This is a genomic window from Achromobacter anxifer (genome assembly GCF_903652925.1).
Classification (GTDB): domain Bacteria; phylum Pseudomonadota; class Gammaproteobacteria; order Burkholderiales; family Burkholderiaceae_B; genus Achromobacter; species Achromobacter anxifer.
This window is the reverse complement of sequence record NZ_CAHLAR010000004.1, coordinates 272,173-290,131: the sequence shown is the minus strand read 5'-3', so window position 1 is coordinate 290,131 and position 17,959 is coordinate 272,173. Positions and strand designations below refer to the sequence as shown.

17 protein-coding genes are annotated in these 17,959 nt (G+C 65.9%); 6 read left to right on the top strand and 11 right to left on the bottom strand.

Annotated elements, in window-relative coordinates; all coding sequences use genetic code 11:
• The first annotated feature begins 74 nt into the window (after positions 1-74).
• Entirely contained in the window at positions 75-1,094 is a 1,020-nt protein-coding gene (locus HWY37_RS14395; protein WP_175205637.1) for a Bug family tripartite tricarboxylate transporter substrate binding protein, read from the top strand.
• 38 nt (positions 1,095-1,132) lie between these two features.
• Here HWY37_RS14395 and HWY37_RS14390 read toward each other — a convergent pair whose 3' ends face one another.
• Complete coding sequence (locus HWY37_RS14390; protein ID WP_175205636.1) at positions 1,133-1,690, bottom strand: queuosine precursor transporter; 558 nt, start codon at positions 1,688-1,690, stop codon at positions 1,133-1,135.
• The gene (gene proC, locus HWY37_RS14385) at positions 1,687-2,520 is read right to left on the bottom strand and encodes a pyrroline-5-carboxylate reductase (protein ID WP_175205635.1); all 834 of its coding nucleotides are present in this window, start codon (positions 2,518-2,520) and stop codon (positions 1,687-1,689) included. The genes HWY37_RS14390 and proC overlap by 4 nt, the downstream gene beginning before the upstream one ends.
• Before the next feature lie 193 nt (positions 2,521-2,713).
• Here proC and ugpB point away from each other — a divergent pair, with 193 nt between their 5' ends.
• From ugpB to HWY37_RS14365, 4 genes are all read left to right on the top strand, one after another.
• Complete coding sequence (gene ugpB / locus HWY37_RS14380; RefSeq protein ID WP_175205634.1) at positions 2,714-4,027, top strand: sn-glycerol-3-phosphate ABC transporter substrate-binding protein UgpB; 1,314 nt, start codon at positions 2,714-2,716, stop codon at positions 4,025-4,027.
• 197 nt (positions 4,028-4,224) lie between these two features.
• The gene (ugpA, locus tag HWY37_RS14375) at positions 4,225-5,106 is read left to right on the top strand and encodes a sn-glycerol-3-phosphate ABC transporter permease UgpA (RefSeq protein WP_175205633.1); all 882 of its coding nucleotides are present in this window, start codon (positions 4,225-4,227) and stop codon (positions 5,104-5,106) included.
• Between the two features lie 21 nt (positions 5,107-5,127).
• Positions 5,128-5,979 carry a sn-glycerol-3-phosphate ABC transporter permease UgpE gene (gene ugpE / locus HWY37_RS14370; RefSeq protein ID WP_013393954.1) on the top strand — a complete coding sequence of 284 codons (852 nt, stop codon included), beginning with the start codon at positions 5,128-5,130 and terminating at the stop codon, positions 5,977-5,979.
• Positions 5,980-6,029: 50 nt separating this feature from the next.
• Positions 6,030-7,118 carry a sn-glycerol-3-phosphate import ATP-binding protein UgpC gene (locus tag HWY37_RS14365; protein WP_176088893.1) on the top strand — a complete coding sequence of 363 codons (1,089 nt, stop codon included), beginning with the start codon at positions 6,030-6,032 and terminating at the stop codon, positions 7,116-7,118.
• Between the two features lie 83 nt (positions 7,119-7,201).
• Here the strand turns inward: HWY37_RS14365 and HWY37_RS14360 are convergent, their stop codons facing one another.
• From HWY37_RS14360 to HWY37_RS14340, 5 genes are all read right to left on the bottom strand, one after another.
• Complete coding sequence (locus HWY37_RS14360; RefSeq protein WP_175205631.1) at positions 7,202-8,089, bottom strand: MipA/OmpV family protein; 888 nt, start codon at positions 8,087-8,089, stop codon at positions 7,202-7,204.
• Between the two features lie 63 nt (positions 8,090-8,152).
• Positions 8,153-9,247, bottom strand: a complete 1,095-nt coding sequence (locus HWY37_RS14355) for a serine hydrolase domain-containing protein (protein ID WP_176088892.1) — start codon at positions 9,245-9,247, stop codon at positions 8,153-8,155.
• Positions 9,248-9,396: 149 nt separating this feature from the next.
• The gene (locus HWY37_RS14350; RefSeq protein ID WP_176088891.1) at positions 9,397-10,689 is read right to left on the bottom strand and encodes an ATP-binding protein; all 1,293 of its coding nucleotides are present in this window, start codon (positions 10,687-10,689) and stop codon (positions 9,397-9,399) included.
• The gene (locus tag HWY37_RS14345) at positions 10,682-11,383 is read right to left on the bottom strand and encodes a response regulator (protein ID WP_175205628.1); all 702 of its coding nucleotides are present in this window, start codon (positions 11,381-11,383) and stop codon (positions 10,682-10,684) included. The genes HWY37_RS14350 and HWY37_RS14345 overlap by 8 nt, the downstream gene beginning before the upstream one ends.
• Positions 11,384-11,593: 210 nt before the next feature.
• Complete coding sequence (locus HWY37_RS14340) at positions 11,594-12,721, bottom strand: branched-chain amino acid ABC transporter substrate-binding protein (protein WP_175205627.1); 1,128 nt, start codon at positions 12,719-12,721, stop codon at positions 11,594-11,596.
• A gap of 316 nt (positions 12,722-13,037) precedes the next feature.
• On the opposite strand from HWY37_RS14340, the gene HWY37_RS14335 reads away from it, so the two are divergent.
• On the top strand, positions 13,038-13,643 hold the full coding sequence (locus HWY37_RS14335) for an RBBP9/YdeN family alpha/beta hydrolase (RefSeq protein WP_175205626.1): 606 nt from the start codon (positions 13,038-13,040) through the stop codon (positions 13,641-13,643).
• Positions 13,644-13,719: 76 nt separating this feature from the next.
• Here the strand turns inward: HWY37_RS14335 and HWY37_RS14330 are convergent, their stop codons facing one another.
• From HWY37_RS14330 to HWY37_RS14315, 4 genes are all read right to left on the bottom strand, one after another.
• Positions 13,720-14,220: a Dps family protein gene (locus tag HWY37_RS14330; RefSeq protein ID WP_054454138.1), complete on the bottom strand. Its 501-nt coding sequence runs from the start codon at positions 14,218-14,220 to the stop codon at positions 13,720-13,722.
• Between the two features lie 150 nt (positions 14,221-14,370).
• On the bottom strand, positions 14,371-15,321 hold the full coding sequence (locus tag HWY37_RS14325) for a LysR substrate-binding domain-containing protein (RefSeq protein WP_175205625.1): 951 nt from the start codon (positions 15,319-15,321) through the stop codon (positions 14,371-14,373).
• Between the two features lie 79 nt (positions 15,322-15,400).
• A complete protein-coding gene (gene recG / locus HWY37_RS14320) occupies positions 15,401-17,491 on the bottom strand; it encodes an ATP-dependent DNA helicase RecG (RefSeq protein WP_175205624.1) in 2,091 nt (696 codons plus the stop codon).
• 39 nt (positions 17,492-17,530) lie between these two features.
• A complete protein-coding gene (locus tag HWY37_RS14315; RefSeq protein WP_088158995.1) occupies positions 17,531-17,917 on the bottom strand; it encodes a Rid family detoxifying hydrolase in 387 nt (128 codons plus the stop codon).
• Between the last annotated feature and the right edge of the window lie 42 nt (positions 17,918-17,959).

Sequence of the window (17,959 nt, the reverse complement as noted above, 5' to 3'; positions counted from 1 at the left end):
GCACGCCGCGGGCCTGCCTGCCACGCGCGTGGCGGGTAGCCGGCGGCGCATGATAAACACAGGAGACAAACACCATGACGATTACTTGCTTGGGATCCGTACGCGGCCACCCCGCCCGCCCGGCCCGCCTCGCCTTCGCCGCATTGGCCCTGCTCGCCGGCGCGCTAGGCCTGGCGGCCCAGCCCGCGCGCGCCGCGGATTACCCCGAACGCCCCATCAAGATGATCGTGCCGTTCGGCCCCGGCACCACCACCGATACCGTCGCCCGCATGATGGGCGACGCCATGGCGAAGTCCCTGGGCCAACCCGTCATCGTCGAAAACAAAGCGGGCGCGGGCGGCTCCATCGGCACCGAGTTCGTCGCCCGCTCGCCGGCTGACGGCTACACCATCGTCATGGGCACGGTCGGCACGCATGCCATCAACAAGGCGCTGTATCCGAAGCTGGGCTACGACCCCTTGCGCGATTTCACGCCCGTCGCCATGGTCGGCTCCACGCCCACCCTGCTGGTGGTCGCCGCCGGCTCGCCGATCCGCGATCTCAAGGACCTGGCTGCCGCGGCCGCGAAGCCGGGCGGCATCAGCTTCGCTTCGGCCGGCACCGGCACCTCGGGCCATCTCGCCGGGGAACTGTTGAAATCGCGCCTGGGCGGCACCATGGTGCACATCCCCTACAAGGAAGGCAGCCAGGCGCTGACCGACGTCATGTCGGGCCAGGCCCAATTCATGTTCTATCACCCCATTGCCGTACTGCCGCACATCAAGGCTGGCAAGCTGCGCGCGCTAGGCACTTCGGGCATGCGGCGCAGCGCGTCCGCCCCTGAGGTACCGACCATCGCCGAGCAGCTGGGCGGGAATTTCGACCTGCAAGCGTGGTTCATGATCTACGCGCCGGCCGCAACCCCCGCCCCGGTGCTGCAAAAGCTGCGGGACGCGGCTGCGGCCGCCCTGGCGAATCCGGACATCACGGCCAAGCTGGAGGTCCAAGGCGTGGAGAGGAACAGCGTGCCGATGGCGGACATCGACAAGTTCGGACAGGACGAACTGGCGAAATGGTCGGACCTGATCAAGCAGTCCGGCGCCCAGGCCAACTAGTCAGGAAACCCGACGGCGCCCAGGCAGGCGCCGTCCGATCAGGCGTTGGCCGGCTTGGCCAGATTCCACATCAGCGCGCGGAACGGCGCCAGCATGCTGATGTTGACCGCCAGCTTGATGGCCAGGTCGCCCATCATCCAGGTCATCCAGGGCGCGCCGGTCGCGGCGAAGGCGACGCTGAAGAACACCGCCGTGTCCAGGATGGCGCCCAGCACGCCCGACACCAGCGGCGCACGCCACCAGCGCTGGTCGCGCAGGCGGTCGAACACCTGGATGTCGACCAGTTGCGCGCAGATATAGGCCAGGCCCGAAGCCAGCGCGATGCGGGGCGACGCCACCCAGACCGACACCACCAGCGCGGCGGCGAAGCCGAACCAGACCACCCGGCGCGCGGCGGCCGGGCCGAAACGGCGGTTCAGCACGTCGGTGACCAGGAACGCCACCGGATACGACAGGCCGCCCCAGGTCAGCCAGTCATTCAGCGGCACCTGAACCAGGATGTTGGAGCCGACCACCACCACCAGCATGCACAGCACGGCGATGGCGAACTGCGGCCGACTCATGGCGGCAAAGCGCCTGGAGGCCGCAACCGTCATTTCCCGAACTCCTCCGCCAGCTCGCGCGAGCGCTGCGCCGCGGCGGCCATGGCGTCCTCGACGATGCCGGCGAAGCCCGCGGCGCCGAAGGCATTGAGCGCGGCGGCGGTGGTGCCGCCCTTGGAGGTGACCCGTTCGCGCAGCGTGGATAGCGGTTCCGAGGACTCGGCCGCCAGGCGCGTCGCCCCGGCCAGCGTGCCCAGCGCCAATTGCTTGGCCTGTTCAGCCGTCAGCCCAACCTTCTGGCCGCCAGCCACCAGGGCCTCCAGGAACAGGAACACATAGGCCGGGCCGCTGCCCGACAAGGCCGTCACGCCGTCGAGCGCGGCGTCATCGGCAACCCAGACCACCTGCCCCACGCTGGACAGCAGGCGGGCGGCAAGTTCGCGGTCGGCCGCGTCCACGCCGTCCAGGGCAGCCAGGCCGGTGATGCCTGCGCCCACCAGGGCCGGGGTATTCGGCATGCAGCGCACCAGGCGCTTGAACGGCGCCTCGGGCGTACCCAGCCAGGCGGCCAGCGTATCGGCGCGGATGCCCGCCGCCACGCTTACCACCAAAGTGTCGTCGCGCAGCCACTGACGCGTGGAAGCCACAACGTCTTTCATGTTCTGTGGCTTGACTGCGAACACCCATACGCGGCAGGCCGCCAGGGCCTCGCCGGGGGCCGTCGCGGTGGTCATTCCGCGGGCCTGCCAGGCGGCGTGCGAATCCTGGTTTATGTCAATGACATGGATGTTCCCGGCGGCGCATACTTTGCCAGCCAGGCCCGAAGCCAGGGCGGCTGCCATATTGCCGCCGCCAATGAACGCAATCGAAAGTTCGTTTTTCATAGGAGGCGATTGTAAACGGGAGTTCTCGTTCGGGAAAAAAAGAAAAATGTTCGTTCGCGCCTAAAACGCGCAATTTGACAGGCGTTTAGAGTGATGTGAAAGTCACGGTTTTGTCACAAACAATTCATAAGGTGTCGTGTTTTCCGCGCTCGGACAACCCGGTCGCGTCACGCCCAACTGGAGGAACCTCTCTATGCGATCCCACCGTATTGCCCTAACCTTTGCCGCCATCATGACGGCTTTCGCAGGCGCGTCCGCGCATGCCGCCACCGAGATCCAATTCTGGCACTCGATGGAAGGCGCGCTGGGCGACCGCGTGAACGGCCTGGTCGACGAATTCAACAAGAAGAACCCCGATTACCAAGTCAAGGCAGTCTACAAGGGCAACTACGGTGAATCCATGAACGCCGGCATCGCCGCGTTCCGCGCCGGCAATGCGCCCGACATTCTCCAGGTGTTCGAAGTCGGCACCGCCACCATGATGTACGCCAAGGGCGCCATCAAGCCGGTGCAGCAGATGTCCGAAGAGGTCGGCAACCCGATCGATCCGAAGGAATTCATCGGCGCCGTGGCCGGCTACTACTCGTCGGCCGACGGCAAGCTGGTGTCGATGCCCTTCAACAGCTCGACCGTGGTGTTCTACTACAACAAGGACGCCTTCAAGAAGGCCGGCCTGGACGCCGACAATCCTCCCAAGACCTGGGAAGAGCTGGCCGCCGCCGGCCAGAAGCTGAAGGCAGCCGGCCAGGAATGCGGCTACACCACCTCCTGGCCGTCGTGGGTCCAGCTGGAAACGTTCTCGGCCTGGCATAACGTGCCGTACGCCACCAAGGACAACGGTTTCGGCGGCCTGGACGCCCGCATCGCCATCAACACCCCGCTGCACGTGCGCCACCTGGAAAACCTGGCCAAGCTGGGCAAGGAAGGCATCTTCATGTACGGCGGCCGCGGCGACGAGCCGAACTCGCTGTTCATCAGCGGCAAGTGCGCCATGATCACCGGCTCGTCCGGCCTGCGCGCCAACATCGCCAAGAACGCCAAGTTCGAATTCGGCACCTCGACCCTGCCCTACTACGCCGACGTGCAAGGCGCGCCGCAGAACACCATCATCGGCGGCGCTTCGCTGTGGGTCTTCGCCAACAAGAAGCCGGAAACCTACAAGGGCGTGACCGCGTTCTTCAAGTTCCTGGCCAGCCCGGAAATCGCCGCCCGCTGGCACCAGCAGACCGGCTACGTGCCCGTCACCAAGGCTGCCTACGAGCTGACCAAGAAGGAAGGCTTCTACGACAAGAACCCGGGCACCGAAGTCGGCGTCAAGCAGCTGAACGTTGAAACCACCGCCCAATCGCGCGGCCTGCGCCTGGGCTTCCTGCCGCAGATCCGCGAAATCGAAGACGCTGAAATCGAGCGCATCGTTTCGGGCAAGGTCAGCGCCAAGGACGGCGCCGAAAGCATCGTCAAGCGCGGCAACGAACTGCTGGAAAAGTTCGAGAAGAGTGTAAAGTAACGCCCTTCTGAAATACCGCCCGGGTCCTGTCAATCGGTATTTTCCATGCCGTAACAAGGACTTGGGCTGCTCCACACCACGCAGTACAAGGCTTAAGGCCCTGGGTTTTTAGGGCTTTAAGCCTCTCGTATTTTACGAAGGCGGTTTCAGGCGGCGGTTACTTCAACCGCCGCTTTTCTGTACCTTGGGTTCCCCCTATGGAAAAACGCGTTGTATTCGGGCACAAGACCTTGCCCTATCTGCTGCTCCTGCCGCAGATCATCATTACCGTGGTCTTCTTCTTCCTGCCCGCTGGCCAAGCCATGTGGCAATCGATGCGGCTGGAAGACGCTTTCGGCTTGTCCTCCGAGTTCGTCGGATTGGACAACTTCATCGAACTGTTCAAGCAGCAAGCCTACCTGGACTCGTTCCGCGTCACCGCCGTGTTCTCGATCCTGGTGGCGGTGGTCGGCCTGGGCGTGTCGCTGCTGCTTGCCGTCATGGCCGACCGCGTCATCCGCGGCGCCGGCCTCTACAAGACGCTGCTGATCTGGCCCTACGCCGTGGCCCCCGCCGTGGTCGGCGTGCTGTGGCTGTTCATGTTCTCGCCCTCCGTCGGCATCCTGGCCGTGGCGCTGAACCACTCTGGCGTGAACTGGAACCCGCGCCTGAATGGCAACCAGGCCATGATCCTGGTGCTGATCGCCGCCGTGTGGAAGCAGGTCTCGTACAACTTCCTGTTCTTTCTGGCCGGCCTGCAATCGATTCCGCGTTCGCTCATCGAAGCCGCCGCGATCGACGGCGCCAGCCCGTCGCGCCGCTTCTGGAGCATCGTGTTCCCGCTGCTCTCGCCCACCACCTTCTTCCTGCTGGTGGTCAACATCATCTACGCCTTCTTCGACACCTTCGCGGTGGTGGATACGACCACGCAGGGCGGCCCCGGCACGTCGACCTCCATCCTGGTCTACAAGGTGTACAGCGACGGCTTCCGCGGCCTGGATCTCGGTTCGTCCGCGGCGCAGTCGGTGGTGCTGATGTTCATTGTGATTGCCTTGACGGTCGTGCAGTTCCGCTACGTCGACCGCAAAGTGCAGTATTGATTTTGTCCGAGGCTACAAACAATGGTTGAACGCCGTCCCTGGCTGGATATTCTGGCCCACGTCATTCTGCTCTGCGGCGTGGCGATGGTGGCATTTCCGCTCTACGTCACTTTCGTCGCGTCCACCCAGACCGCGCAGGAAGTGGCGTCCGCGCCGATGTCCCTCATCCCCGGCAAGCATTTCGTCGATAACTACATGCAAGCCCTGTTCGGCGGCTCGTCCGGCGGTTCGTCGGGCGCGCCCGTGGGCCGCATGATGTACGTCAGCCTGATCATGGCGCTGGCGATTTCCATCGGCAAGATCGCCATCTCGCTGCTGTCGGCCTTCGCGGTGGTGTACTTCCGCTTCCCCGGCCGCATGTTCTTCTTCTGGATGATCTTCGTCACGCTGATGCTGCCGGTCGAAGTCCGCATCGCGCCCACCTACAAGGTCGTGGCCGACCTCGGCCTGCTGAACAGCTACGCCGGCCTGACCTTGCCGCTGATCGCCTCGGCGACCGCCACCTTCCTGTTCCGCCAGTTCTTCCTGACGGTGCCGGACGAGCTGATCGAGGCCGCCCGCATCGACGGCGCGGGGCCGGTGCGCTTCTTCCGCGACGTGCTGCTGCCCTTGTCCAAGACCAGCATTGCCGCGCTGTTCGTGATCCAGTTCATCTATGGCTGGAACCAGTACCTGTGGCCGCTGCTGGTCACCACGCAGGAAGACATGTACCCCGTCGTCATCGGCATCAAGCGGATGATCAGCGGCGGCGACAGCGTGACCGAATGGAACATCACCATGGCCACCGCCATGCTTGCGATGATCCCGCCGGCGCTGGTCGTCATCCTGATGCAGAAATGGTTCGTCAAGGGTCTGGTCGACACTGAAAAGTGACGCCTATCCTCCCTCGCCCACCCGAACACGACTCCGAACACGAATAACTCATGGCTACTCTCAGCTTCCGCAACGTCAAGAAAACCTACGCCGGCAACGTGCCGGTCATCCATGGCATCGACATGGACGTCAAGGACGGTGAATTCATCGTCATCGTCGGCCCGTCGGGCTGCGGCAAGTCCACGCTGATGCGCATGGTCGCCGGCCTGGAAACCGTCACCAGCGGCGAGATCATCATCGACGACAAGGTCGTCAACACCCTGGAACCCGCCGAACGCGACATCGCGATGGTGTTCCAGAACTACGCGCTCTACCCCCACATGACCGTGTTCGAGAACATGGCCTATGGCTTGAAGATCCGCAAGTTCTCCAAGGACGAGATCAAGAAGCGCGTGGACGCGGCCGCTCAGATCCTGGAACTCGGCCACCTGCTGGACCGCCGTCCGCGCGCCTTGTCCGGTGGCCAGCGCCAGCGCGTCGCCATGGGCCGCGCCATCGTGCGCGAACCCAAGGTATTCCTGTTCGACGAACCGCTGTCGAACCTGGACGCCAAGCTGCGCGTGGCGATGCGCCTGGAAATCATGAAGCTGCACCGCCGCCTGGGCACCACCAGCCTGTACGTGACCCACGATCAGGTCGAGGCCATGACGCTGGCCCACCGCATGATCGTCATGTATCAGGGCGTGCCCGAGCAGATCGGCACGCCGATGGAAGTGTTCGAAAAGCCTGCCTCGACCTTCGTCGCCGGCTTTATCGGCTCGCCGCCGATGAACCTGATGGAAGTGAACGTGGCCGGCGACGGCACGGTCCAGACCCTGGACGGCACCTCGCTGGAAATCTCGCCGCTGCAGGTGCCCGCGCAGGTGCGCGGCCGCAAGGTCATCATGGGCATGCGCCCGGAGCACATGCTGCTGAACACCCAAGGCGTGCCCGCCGAAGTCGAGATGGTGGAAACGCTGGGCTCCGAACAACTGGTCCACTGCCGCTGCGGCAAGTCCACGCTGGTCGTGCGCTGCACCACCCGCCAGCTCTCCGAATCGTCGGCCAAGGTCAACGATCGCGTGAACGTGGGGCCGGACGGCCGCCATCCGCTGCACTGGTTCGAGGCCGACAGCGGCCGCCGCGTGCAAGGCCTGTAATCCCATCCTGGACGGAACCGGCGGCTTTGCGCACCCGGTTCCGTCCAGCCCGTTCCCGGCCGGGAACGGGCTACTACCCCCGATCAATACGAGTACGTCATCATGGTGCCGATGGTGTACTGGGCGCGGTCCTTCACGATGGGACTGTCCGCCGCGTCGCCGTAGAGACGCCGCGCCTCCGCCGCCGTCGTCCACGCCCAGGACTTACTCAAGGGCACGGTCCAGGTTGCGCCCAGGCCCACGCTTTCCAGACCGCCCTTGGGCGTGTACTTGCGGTAGCCGGACTTGGCCGACTGCTTGCCGCTCACGCCATACCAGGTGCGCATGTAATTGCCGTCGCCGAAGGTGCTGGACAAGGCCAGCGAGATCATCCCGGCGCTGCCCTCGTACACCGTGGTGCTGGCTCCCAGATTGAACATGGTGTAGGCGCTGCCCACATCGCGGTCGTCGCCCTTCTTGAAGGCGTGCGCGACCGACGCCGACAGGGTCACCGGCCCCAACGTGGTTTCGGCGTCCATGCCGACCTGCGCCCGGCTGTCGATATTGCCCATGCCCCTCAGCTTGTCCGAACCCTGGAACCCTTTCTTGTGGTCCTTGCGCGACGCACTGGGTGCCAGATAGAAACGGAAGGTGCTGTCCAGCGCCTGCGTTTCCCAGCCCAGGCCGCGGTCGGTGCCCAGGAAAAAACCGCCGGGGCTGCGCACGCCCACGCCGATGATGGGCACCGCCGAGTATTCGTCGCTGCCGCTATAGCGCGGCGCATAGCCTGCCCCCAGCGTGCCGTAGAACAGCCATTCGTCGGCCGGCCCCTCTCCGGTCGCCACCGTCAACCCGCGAGAACTGGCCCCGCGCTGGCCATAGACGGAACTGTTGGCAGCGTCATCGGCCAGGGACAGTCCCGGGATAAAAGCCAGCAGGCACGCGGCGCCAGTACCGCGCGTAAACAGGGAAGAACGCAATTTTCGCTTCATTTAACAGCTTCCAAGAAACGAGGTTGAGGGGGTAAAACATGGCAGGCCGCGTTCGGGCCCGATCTATTGGGTCACTGCGCCTTGCTTGGCCTGGCGCATCAGCGCCATCGCCATCGCCGACACCGAGGACACCAGCGGCTCGCTGGTATCGGAATTGCTCATGACCAGCACGGCAAGCTTGTCGTACGGAGCCAGCACGAAGCGGGAATGGAAGGCTTCGGTCGCGCCGCTGTGCAGCCGCAACTCGCCGCCCGTGAGCTCCGCATCACAAGGCGCGGCCAGCCACGACAGGGACAGGCGGCAATCCAGCGCCATCCCGCTGTCCACCGTCTCCAGGTCCAGCACGGCGCGCGCAGAATCGGCGTTGAGCACGCGCCGCCCCTGATACAGGCCGTCGGCGAAAAGCATGGAGAAGAAGCGCGCCATTTCCGAAGAACTGAGCCACAGGCCATCGGCCGCCTCGTTGGGCTGCGGCGCCTCGGTCCAGGGCGCGCCGCGGCGGTAGCCCGACGCGCGCAAATCCAGCATGCGCGGGTTGGGCTGGAAGCCCGCGCGCGGCATGTTCAAGGGCTGCAGGATGGTGCGGCGCACGTAGGTATCGAAGGGTTCGCTGGCCACGTGCGCCACCATGTCGCCAAGCAAGGCATACGCCATGTCGGCGCGCGCGCGGCCCATGGTGTCTTCGAGCGATCCCGGATGCACGGCCAGCAGATTGCGGGGAGTGAAGGGATGCGCGCCCAGCCATTGCATGGCGCCACGGCGCGGCTGGATGTCCCAGTCGGGCAGCGCCTGCGAAGCCGGCTGGTCGAGCGTCAGGCGGCCGTCATCGGCGGCCCGCAGCACGCCCGCGGCGGTGACGATCTTGGTAATGGAACCGACCCGGTACAGCGTGTCGCTGGTGGCCTGGCGATGGCGCACGGGATCCGCGAAGCCAAAGCCGGTGCTCCACACCACACGCTGGTCGTCGACCAGCGCGATGGACAGGCCGGGAACGCTCAAGGCGTTCATGTCGTAGGGGATGCGCTGCGCTAGGTAGCCGACGACCGCCTCGTAATCGCCTTTGGCGATCGGCGGCGGCGCACCCGGCGGCACGCCCTGGCAACCGCCTGCGGCGACCAGCAACGAACCAAGGGCAACCAGGCGGCTGAGGGAAAACATGGCAAGCGGCAATGCCTCTGAAGAGAACTGCCGTCATGCTAGCCACGCGCCTGTCCGGGATCTTTCCCGCTTTGTATGGAGTTTGTGAAGATTGCGGCGGGGCTTTGTGAAGTTTGTTTACGTTGTGCCGCGCCGCATTGCGCCGTTGCTCAGGCGGTCTTCCAGCTGACCACGAAACGCGCGCCACCCAGCGGGCTGTCGCTGGCCTGCACCGTGCCGTTATGCCAGCGCGCCACGCGGCTCACGATGGCCAGGCCCAGCCCTACGCCGCCGGTGCCGCGGTCGCGGCTTTCGTCCAGGCGGATGAAGGGTTCGAAGATGCGCTCGCGGTCGGCGGGCGGAATGCCTGGGCCGTCGTCGTCCACGATCAGCACGTATTCGCGCGGCGCCGGGCTGATCAGGCTGACCTGGACCTTGCGGCCTGCATGGCGGATGGCGTTCTGCAGCAGGTTCAGCAGCGCCCGTGTCATGTAGCGTTGATGCAGGTGCACCTCCGCGACCTGGCACAGCGCGACCTCGCAACGCACGCCGGACACCTCCGCCTCGAAGCCGGCATGCTGCACCACCGAATCCAGCCAGCTGCGGGCATCCTGGGCCTGTAGCGGCACGCCGTCGCCCTTGTGCTCCAGGCGGGCGTACATCAGCAATTCCGAAGCCATCGCGTCCAGCTCGGCCACGTCGCTCTTCATCTCCTCGATGAGACGCTTGCGCGCGGCAGGATCGTCCTCGCGGTCCATCATGTCCAACTCGAACGACAGGCGTGCGATGGGCGTGCGCAGTTCGTGCGACACGGCATTGGTCAGGTCGCGCTGGTTGCCCACCAAGGCGCTGATGCGGTCGGACATCTGGTTGAACGTGTCGCCCAGGTTGCGGATGCTGGAATGGCGCGACAGGCGCGCCCGCGCCTGCAGATCGCCCTGCCCCATGCGCAGCGCGGCGGTCTTGAGCGCTTCCAGGTCGCGCCAGATCGGCAGCGCCCAAACCAGCATGAAGGCGCACAGCAGCAGTCCCAGCGCGGAATACACCGCGGCCATGAGCCAGGGACCAATGGATGGTTCGGGCGGCAGCTTGACCTCCAGCCATTGGCTGCCCCCGCCTGGAATGGCCGCCACGAAGGTCTGCTGCTTATCCCGCAGGAAGAAGCTGCCGGAGTCCGCCATGGCGCGCTCTTCTTCGCTCGCGCCATAGTTGTCGGCCTGGACCACCCGCAGCGCCAGGCCATAGTGCGGCGCCAGCGCATCGCGGACGTGCGCCTCGCGCTCGGCGGGAGGCACACGGCCCAGCTCCTGCACCAGGCTGTGGATCTGGCCGCGCACAGCTTCGCGGGTATAGGCGTCGCTGACCGGCTCGAAGAAGTAATTGGCGGAACGGTCCACCACTTCGTTGGAAATGACGAACCCTATCGCCAGCACCACGAACAGCCGCAGGACAAACTTAAGCATCACCGCCCTCGTGTGCCTTGGGCGAGAACAGATAGCCCTTGCCCCACACGGTCTTGATGCGCGCAGGATCGCGCGGGTCGTCGTCCAGCTTGCGCCGCAGCTTGCTGACGCATACGTCGACGCTGCGGTCCAGCCCGTTGAACTCGATGCCGCGCACCGCGTTGAGCAGATCGTCGCGGGTCAGCACCTGCCCGGCCTGGCTGGCCAGCGCCCAGAGCATTTCGAACTCCATTGTGGTCAGGTCCACCTCGGCGCCGGCATGGACCACGGCCCGCGTGCGCCGGTCGATGACCAGCGGCCCGAACTCCAGGCGCTCCGGCGGTTCGTCCAGTTGGCTATGGCGCCGCAGCAGCGCTCTGACCCGCGCCAGCAGCACGCGCGGCTCGACGGGCTTGATGACATAGTCGTCCGCGCCCGACTCCAGGCCCAGGATCTGGTCCAGGTCGTCTTCGCGGGCCGTCAGCATCAGGATGGGCGCCGACGAGAAGGCGCGCAGGTCGCGGCAGACCTGCAGGCCGTCGCGTCCCGGCAGCATCAGGTCCAGGATGGTGATGGCCGGGTCATGCCTGCGGAAGGCCTCGACCGCGTGATCGCCGCGGTAGGCCTGGGCGACATGGAACCCGTGCTGCTCCAGGAACTGCGCGATCAGGCGCGAGAGTTTCGGATCGTCTTCGACTAACAGGGCCTTGGTCATGATGTCCGGACAAAAAAAGTGAGGTCGATGGCGCCGCATTCTACGCAAATGCGGCGAGCGGGCGTTCGACCGGGGGGGCCGCGCTCCGGTTCCCCGGCCTGCCAGCGGCAAAGAAAAACCGGGCCGGAAGACTGTCGCTTCCGGCCCGGTCTGCTTTGGAACGGCAAGAGGTTCCGCCGGCATCGCGGGCCTCTGCGGCCCGCAGGGAGCTTACTTGTAGACGGTCTTGGAACCGTCCTTGTGCCAGGTGAACACGTCGAACTGGAAGTTCGTCAGGTCGCCCTGCTTGTTCCAGGACACCTTGCCGATCGGCGTGTCGAAGGTATTGGCGTGCAGGTACTTGGCGACCTTGGTCGGGTCGTCGCTGCCCGCGCCCTTGATGCCGTCGGCGATGACCTGGGTGGCCGTGTAGGCCGTCATCTGGAAGGCGCCGCTGGCGTTGCGCTTCTTGGCTTCGAAAGCCTTGACGATGTCCGCGTTGGCGGCGTTCTGGGTGAAGTCGGCCGGCAGCGTCAGCAGCATGCCTTCGACCGCGTCGCCGGCGATGGCGTTGATGTCGGGGTTGCCCGTGCCTTCCGGACCCATCCACTTGGCCTTCACGCCCTGTTCGGCCGCCTGGCGCAGCAACAGGCCCATTTCGGGGTGGTAGCCGCCGTAGTAGACGAAGTCCACGCCCTGGCTCTTCAGCTTGGTGATGACGGCCGAATAGTCGCTGTCGCCGGCGTTGATGCCTTCAAAGATGGCGACCGGCACGCCGCCCTTCTCCAGGTCGTTCTTGACCGCGGTGGCGATGCCCTGGCCGTACGACTGCTTGTCGTGCAGCACGGCGACCTTCTTGGGCTTGATCTTGTCCAGGATGAACTTGGCGGCGGCGGGACCTTGCTGGTCGTCGCGGCCGATGGTGCGGAAGATGAACTCGTAGTTTTTGCCGTCGGTCAGGGCCGGCGACGTGGCCGAGGGCGTGACCATGACCACGCCTTCGTTGTTGTAGATGTCGGCGGCGGCGATGGTGGCGCCCGAGCACACGTGGCCCACGACGAAACCGATCTTGCTGTTGACCACGCGGTTGGCGGCGACCGGACCCTGCTTGGGTTCGCAGCCGTCGTCGATCACCACGGTTTCCAGCTTCTTGCCGTTCACGCCGCCGGCGGCGTTGATGCGCTCGACCGCGGTATCGACCCCTTCACGGACCATATCGCCATACTGCGTGACCGCGCCGGTGGTCGGGCCGACCACGCCGATCTTGATGGTTTGCGCTTGCGCACCCGACGCAAACGCCAGGCCGGCCGCGACGCCGAGCGCTGCGATGACCGGGGTCAGACGGAATACTGGCTTCATGTGTGGACTCCTCTAATGATTTGTAATCGTTAGTTTGTGCACCGTAGCGGACGCCGGATCATTTCCGGGCCAAGCACGCTCGCGAGACTGTTCATTGCAGGGTATTCGGCCCTGGTCACGCCCGGTTGCATTGCGATTGCACGGCAAGCATACACTGAAAAATAGCGGCTTTCGGGCCTGTTCCGGGCGGCTTGGGCATGCATCTTCTTATTGCGCCGCCGCATCGATCCGCGCGATGCGCTTATACCCCCGGGGATATATGCAAAAGACGATTTATTCGTTTGCGTTACTAAGACCGCGCGGCATCATGGCCGCCATGAGACTCCAACCGATCATCGTTCCCGGATGGAAAAACTCCGGACCCCAACACTGGCAATCGCGCTGGATGGCCTTGCTGCCCCATGCGCGCCGCGTCGAACAAGGCGACTGGGAGCATCCGGCTCCCGCAGAATGGATGGCGGCGCTGGCGGCCGAGGTCAGCCAGGCGCGCAGTCCCGTCCTCCTGATCGCGCATAGCCTGGGCTGCCTGGTCAGCGCCGCCTTGCCAGTGCCGCTGCGGGCCAAGGTGGCGGGCGCCCTGCTGGTGGCGCCGGCCGACGTGGAACGCGACAGCGCGCCCGCCTGCCTGCGCGCCTTCGCTCCCATCGCCCGGCAACCCCTGCCCTTCCAGAGCGTGGTGGTCGCCAGCGATAACGATCCCTATTGCCAGCTGGAACGCGCCCGCGGCCTCGCGCGCGACTGGGGCAGCCGGCTGGTCCTTGTCCCGGGCGGCGGCCACATCAACGCCGACAGCGGCCTGGGAGACTGGCCCCAGGGCCTCAAGCTGCTCGGCGCGCTGCGCCGCCGGGCGGTATGGCGCGTCTCTCCTCCGCCCGAACGGATCGCCCCGATCCCCACGCGTCCGCTGTCGCACCAGACCTGACCGCCGGCTCGACAACGGGCGCAAAAAAAGCCGGAACCTCTGGGTTCCGGCTTTTTTCAGGCTACCGCCGCTGCGATCACTGCAGCAGGCTGCGCAGCATCCAGGCGTTCTTCTCGTGCACGTCCAGGCGCTGCGTCAGCAGGTCGGCCGTGGGCTGGTCGTTGGCCGCATCGGCCTTCTCGAACGCGGCGCGCGCGGTCTTGGCGACGGACTCGTTGGCGGTCACCAGCAGGCGCACCATTTCCAGGGCTTCCGGCACCGAGTCGGGCTCGGCGATCGAGGACAGCTTGCTGAATTCGCGGTAGGTGCCCGGCGCGTAGTGGCCTAGCGCACGGATGCGTTCGGCGATGCTGTCCAACGCGTTCCATTCTTCCGTGTACTGCGTCATGAACATCAGGTGCAGCGTGTTGAACATGGGTCCCGTGACGTTCCAGTGGAAGTTGTGCGTCATCAGGTACAGCGTGTACGAATCGGCCAGCAACTTGGACAGTTCGCCAGCGACGGCGGCGCGGTCCTTGTCCGAGATACCGATATTGATGCGCGGAACGCTGGAGGTCTTCTTGGGGGACTTGGCCATTGCTAGCTCCTTAGGATGAATGTGCGAAACAAGGATAACACTGCAAATACCGCGAAATGCCGCAATATCCGCCGCTACGGTCAAACAGTCCTGCGACCTTTTGACGCGGCGCAAACCGCGGCCCCGGCAGCCTTACGCGGCGGGCGAAAATCAGTCCTGCACGGCCGCGACCTCGTCGGTCAGCATCTTCACGCCCGGCAGATCGCAAGCATAGACCGCCTGCGCCAGCGCCTCGATGGCGGCCAGGCGCGGGAAGCTGCGGCGCCAGGCCAGGACCACGCGGCGCTCCGGCACATGGCCTTCGAAAGGTAGATAGCGCAGCAGGCTGTTGGAGGGCGGCTGCTCGGGCACCGCGGTCACCGGCAGGACGGTCACTCCGATGCCGGCGGCGACCATGTGCCGGATGGTTTCCAGCGACGAGCCTTCGAAGGTGCGCTGTATGCCGTCGCTGGCGGCCGAAAAGCGCGACAGCTCGGGACAGACTTCCAGTACCTGGTCGCGGAAGCAATGGCCGCTGCCCAGCAGCAGCATGGTCTGCTGCTTCAGGTCCTGCGCATCGATCGATTCGCGCCGCGCCAGTTCGTGGTCGTTGGGCACGGCGACGATGAAGGGCTCGTCGTACAGCGGCTGCATGACCAGGCCGGCCTCCGGCAGCGGCAAGGCCATGATGGCGCAGTCGATCTCGCCCTGGCGCAGCAGCTCGACCAAGCGCACCGTGAAGTTCTCTTGCAGCAGCAGCGGCATCTGGGGCGTGCGGCCGATCTGCACCGGCACCAGACGCGGCAGCAGGTAGGGGCCGATGGTGTGGATCACGCCCACGCGCAGCGGACCGGCCAGCGGGTCGTGCCCCTGGCGCGCGATTTCCTTGATGCTGGCGCTTTCCTCCAGCACCTTCTGCGCCTGGGCGACGATGCGCTGGCCGATGGGAGTGACCCCGACTTCGGCGCCGCCGCGCTCGAACAGCGTCACGCCGAGTTCGTCTTCCAGCTTGCGTATCGCCACCGAGAGCGTGGGCTGGCTGACGAAGCAGGCTTCGGCCGCGCGGCCGAAATGCCGCTCGCGCGCAACGGCGACGATGTACTTGAGTTCGGTGAGAGTCATGGTGGACTACGCCCCCGGGGTTACGCGCCAGCCCTGTGGCTGGCGCTTGCTAGATAAAGGTTCGCGGCTGGCTGCATGATCAGGTGCGCAGGAAGTCCTCGCGCCCGCGCATCCAGCGGGCCAGATGCGCCTCGACCGCGGCCGGATGCTCGGCGCGCAGCCAGACCGCGGCGTCGCGCGCGTCTTCCGCGATCGCGGCGTCGGTTTCCAGGTCGGCGAAACGCAGGAGCGCCATGCCGGACTGGCGCGTGCCCAGGAACTCCCCGGGGCCGCGCTGCTCCAGATCGCGGCGCGCGATTTCAAAGCCGTCGGAGGTTTCAAACATGGCCCGCAGGCGTTCGCGCGCCACCTGCGACAGCGGTGTCTGGTAGAGCAGCACGCATACCGACTCGGCGGTGCCCCGCCCCACCCGGCCGCGCAATTGGTGCAACTGGGCCAGGCCGAAGCGTTCGGCGTGCTCGATGACCATGAGCGAAGCGTTCGGCACGTCCACGCCGACCTCGATGACGGTGGTCGCCACCAGCAGATCCACCTCGCCATCGCGGAAGGCCTGCATCACGGCGGCTTTCTCGGCTTGCGGCAGGCGCCCGTGCACCAGGCCGATGCGCAGGTCCGGCAGGTCGGCCCGCATGCCTTCGTAGGTATCCACGGCGGTTTGGAGTTCCAGGGCCTCGCTTTCCTCGACCAGCGGGCAGACCCAGTAGGCCTGCTGGCCGCCGCGCGCGGCCTGGGCGATGTGGGCGATGACTTCCTCGCGGCGCGCGTCCGACACCAGCTTGGTCAGGACCGGGCTGCGCCCGGGCGGCAATTCGTCGATGACGGAGACGTCCAGGTCGGCGAAGAAGGTCATGGCCAGCGTGCGTGGAATCGGCGTCGCGCTCATGTTGAGCTGGTGCGGCACGATGCGGCCACGCACGGTCTCGCCCTTGCGGGTCAGCGCCAGGCGCTGGCCCACGCCGAAGCGGTGTTGCTCGTCGACGATGGACAAGCCCAGGCGGTGGAACTCGACATGGTCCTGGATCAGCGCCTGCGTGCCCACCACCAACTGCACGCTGCCATCGGCCGCGGCGGCCACGGCCTCGCGGCGCGCCTTGGCCGACAGGCTGCCGCTCAGCCAGGCGACGTTCACGCCCAGCGGCTGCAGCCAGGCCACCAGTTTCTGGAAGTGCTGCTCCGCCAGGATTTCGGTGGGCGCCATCAGCGCGACCTGCGCGCCGCTGGCGATGGCCTGCGCCGCGGCGATCGCGGCCACGACGGTCTTGCCGCTGCCCACGTCGCCTTGCAGCAGGCGATGCATGGGATACGGCTTGGCCAGATCCGCCGATATTTCCTGCACCACGCGCTCCTGCGCGCCAGTCAGCTTGAATGGCAAGGCTTCGTACAGCCTGGCGACCAGCCCGCCTGGCTCCGTGCGCGCCGGCAGCGATTCGGCCTCCTTGATGCGCCGGGCCGCCCTTGCGGCCGCCAGCGACAGCTGCTGCGCCAGCAGCTCGTCGAACTTGATGCGGCGCCACGCCGGATGCACCCGGTCCAGCAAGGCCTGCTCGGATTCGCCGTGCGCGGGCGTGTGCAGCGCGCGGATGGCGGGCTCGAACGGCGGCAGGTCGTAGCGCGCGCGCGCCTCGTCGGGCAAGGTATCGGACAGGTCGGCGCGGTCCAGCGCCTGCGCGATGGCGCGGCGCAAGGTCAGCTGGGGCAAGCCCTCGGTGCTGGGATAGACCGGGGTCAGCGCGGTGGGCAGCGGCGCATCGGCATTGCTCATGCGGGGATGCACCATCTCGCGCCCGAACATGCCGCCGCGGACCTCGCCGCGCGCGCGCAGGCGCTTGCCCACGGTGACTTGCTTCTGCTGGCTGGGATAGAAGTTCAGCCAGCGCAATTGCAGTTCGCCGCTGTCGTCCGCCAGGGTGGCGGTCAGCTGGCGCCGGGGCCGGTACAGCACCTCGGATTTCGTGATCTCGCCCTCGACCTGTCCGGCAAAGCCGGGCCGCAAGGCGCTGATCGGGATGACGCGGGTTTCGTCTTCGTAGCGCAGCGGCAGGTGCAGCACGAAGTCCTCGGGCAGCACCAGACCCAGGTTACGGAGCTTGCGCTCCGTATCCGTCATCGCTTTGCCGGCGCCTTTGTTATCGGCGCCGGCTCGCTTGGAAGCCGCGGCTGCGGCCGGCATGGAGAAACGAACCCCTGAAATGAAAAGTCCGGGTGGGCCTTACAGGACCAGAATGGCCTCGACCTCGAACTGCGCGCCCTTGGGCAGGCTGGCCACGCCGATGGTCGAACGCGCCGGGAACGGCTGGGGAATGATCTCGGCCATGATCGCGTTGGCGGCCGCGAACTTGCCCAGATCGGTCAGGAACAGCGTGAGCTTGACGACATTGTCCAGCGTGCCGCCAGCGGCCTTGATGACTTCCTGCATGTTGGCGAAAGCCTGGCGCACCTGTGCGTCAAAGTTCTCGGAAACCAGATCGCCGGTGCCCGGCTCCAGGCCGATCTGGCCCGAAAGGTACACAGTCTTGGTGCCGCTTACGGCAACCGCTTGCGAGTAAGGGCCTACCGCGGCGGGCGCGGTGTCGGTATGAATGATTTGCTTGCTCATGAGCGGAATCCTTCGATTGACGGATAGAAGCTACAACTATCG

Bases quoted from the DNA above. Each gene is read 5' to 3' on its own strand.
- HWY37_RS14345 (WP_175205628.1), bottom strand. From the start codon at position 11,383: ATGACCAAGGCCCTGTTAGTCGAAGACGATCCGAAACTCTCGCGCCTG.
- ugpE (WP_013393954.1), top strand. From the start codon at position 5,128: ATGGTTGAACGCCGTCCCTGGCTGGATATTCTGGCCCACGTCATTCTG.
- HWY37_RS14315 (WP_088158995.1), bottom strand. From the start codon at position 17,917: ATGAGCAAGCAAATCATTCATACCGACACCGCGCCCGCCGCGGTAGGC.
- HWY37_RS14335 (WP_175205626.1), top strand. From the start codon at position 13,038: ATGAGACTCCAACCGATCATCGTTCCCGGATGGAAAAACTCCGGACCC.
- HWY37_RS14395 (WP_175205637.1), top strand. From the start codon at position 75: ATGACGATTACTTGCTTGGGATCCGTACGCGGCCACCCCGCCCGCCCG.
- HWY37_RS14355 (WP_176088892.1), bottom strand. From the start codon at position 9,247: ATGTTTTCCCTCAGCCGCCTGGTTGCCCTTGGTTCGTTGCTGGTCGCC.
- HWY37_RS14330 (WP_054454138.1), bottom strand. From the start codon at position 14,220: ATGGCCAAGTCCCCCAAGAAGACCTCCAGCGTTCCGCGCATCAATATC.
- proC (WP_175205635.1), bottom strand. From the start codon at position 2,520: ATGAAAAACGAACTTTCGATTGCGTTCATTGGCGGCGGCAATATGGCA.
- HWY37_RS14390 (WP_175205636.1), bottom strand. From the start codon at position 1,690: ATGACGGTTGCGGCCTCCAGGCGCTTTGCCGCCATGAGTCGGCCGCAG.
- HWY37_RS14340 (WP_175205627.1), bottom strand. From the start codon at position 12,721: ATGAAGCCAGTATTCCGTCTGACCCCGGTCATCGCAGCGCTCGGCGTC.
- recG (WP_175205624.1), bottom strand. From the start codon at position 17,491: ATGCCGGCCGCAGCCGCGGCTTCCAAGCGAGCCGGCGCCGATAACAAA.
- ugpB (WP_175205634.1), top strand. From the start codon at position 2,714: ATGCGATCCCACCGTATTGCCCTAACCTTTGCCGCCATCATGACGGCT.
- ugpA (WP_175205633.1), top strand. From the start codon at position 4,225: ATGGAAAAACGCGTTGTATTCGGGCACAAGACCTTGCCCTATCTGCTG.
- HWY37_RS14350 (WP_176088891.1), bottom strand. From the start codon at position 10,689: ATGCTTAAGTTTGTCCTGCGGCTGTTCGTGGTGCTGGCGATAGGGTTC.
- HWY37_RS14360 (WP_175205631.1), bottom strand. From the start codon at position 8,089: ATGAAGCGAAAATTGCGTTCTTCCCTGTTTACGCGCGGTACTGGCGCC.
- HWY37_RS14325 (WP_175205625.1), bottom strand. From the start codon at position 15,321: ATGACTCTCACCGAACTCAAGTACATCGTCGCCGTTGCGCGCGAGCGG.
- HWY37_RS14365 (WP_176088893.1), top strand. From the start codon at position 6,030: ATGGCTACTCTCAGCTTCCGCAACGTCAAGAAAACCTACGCCGGCAAC.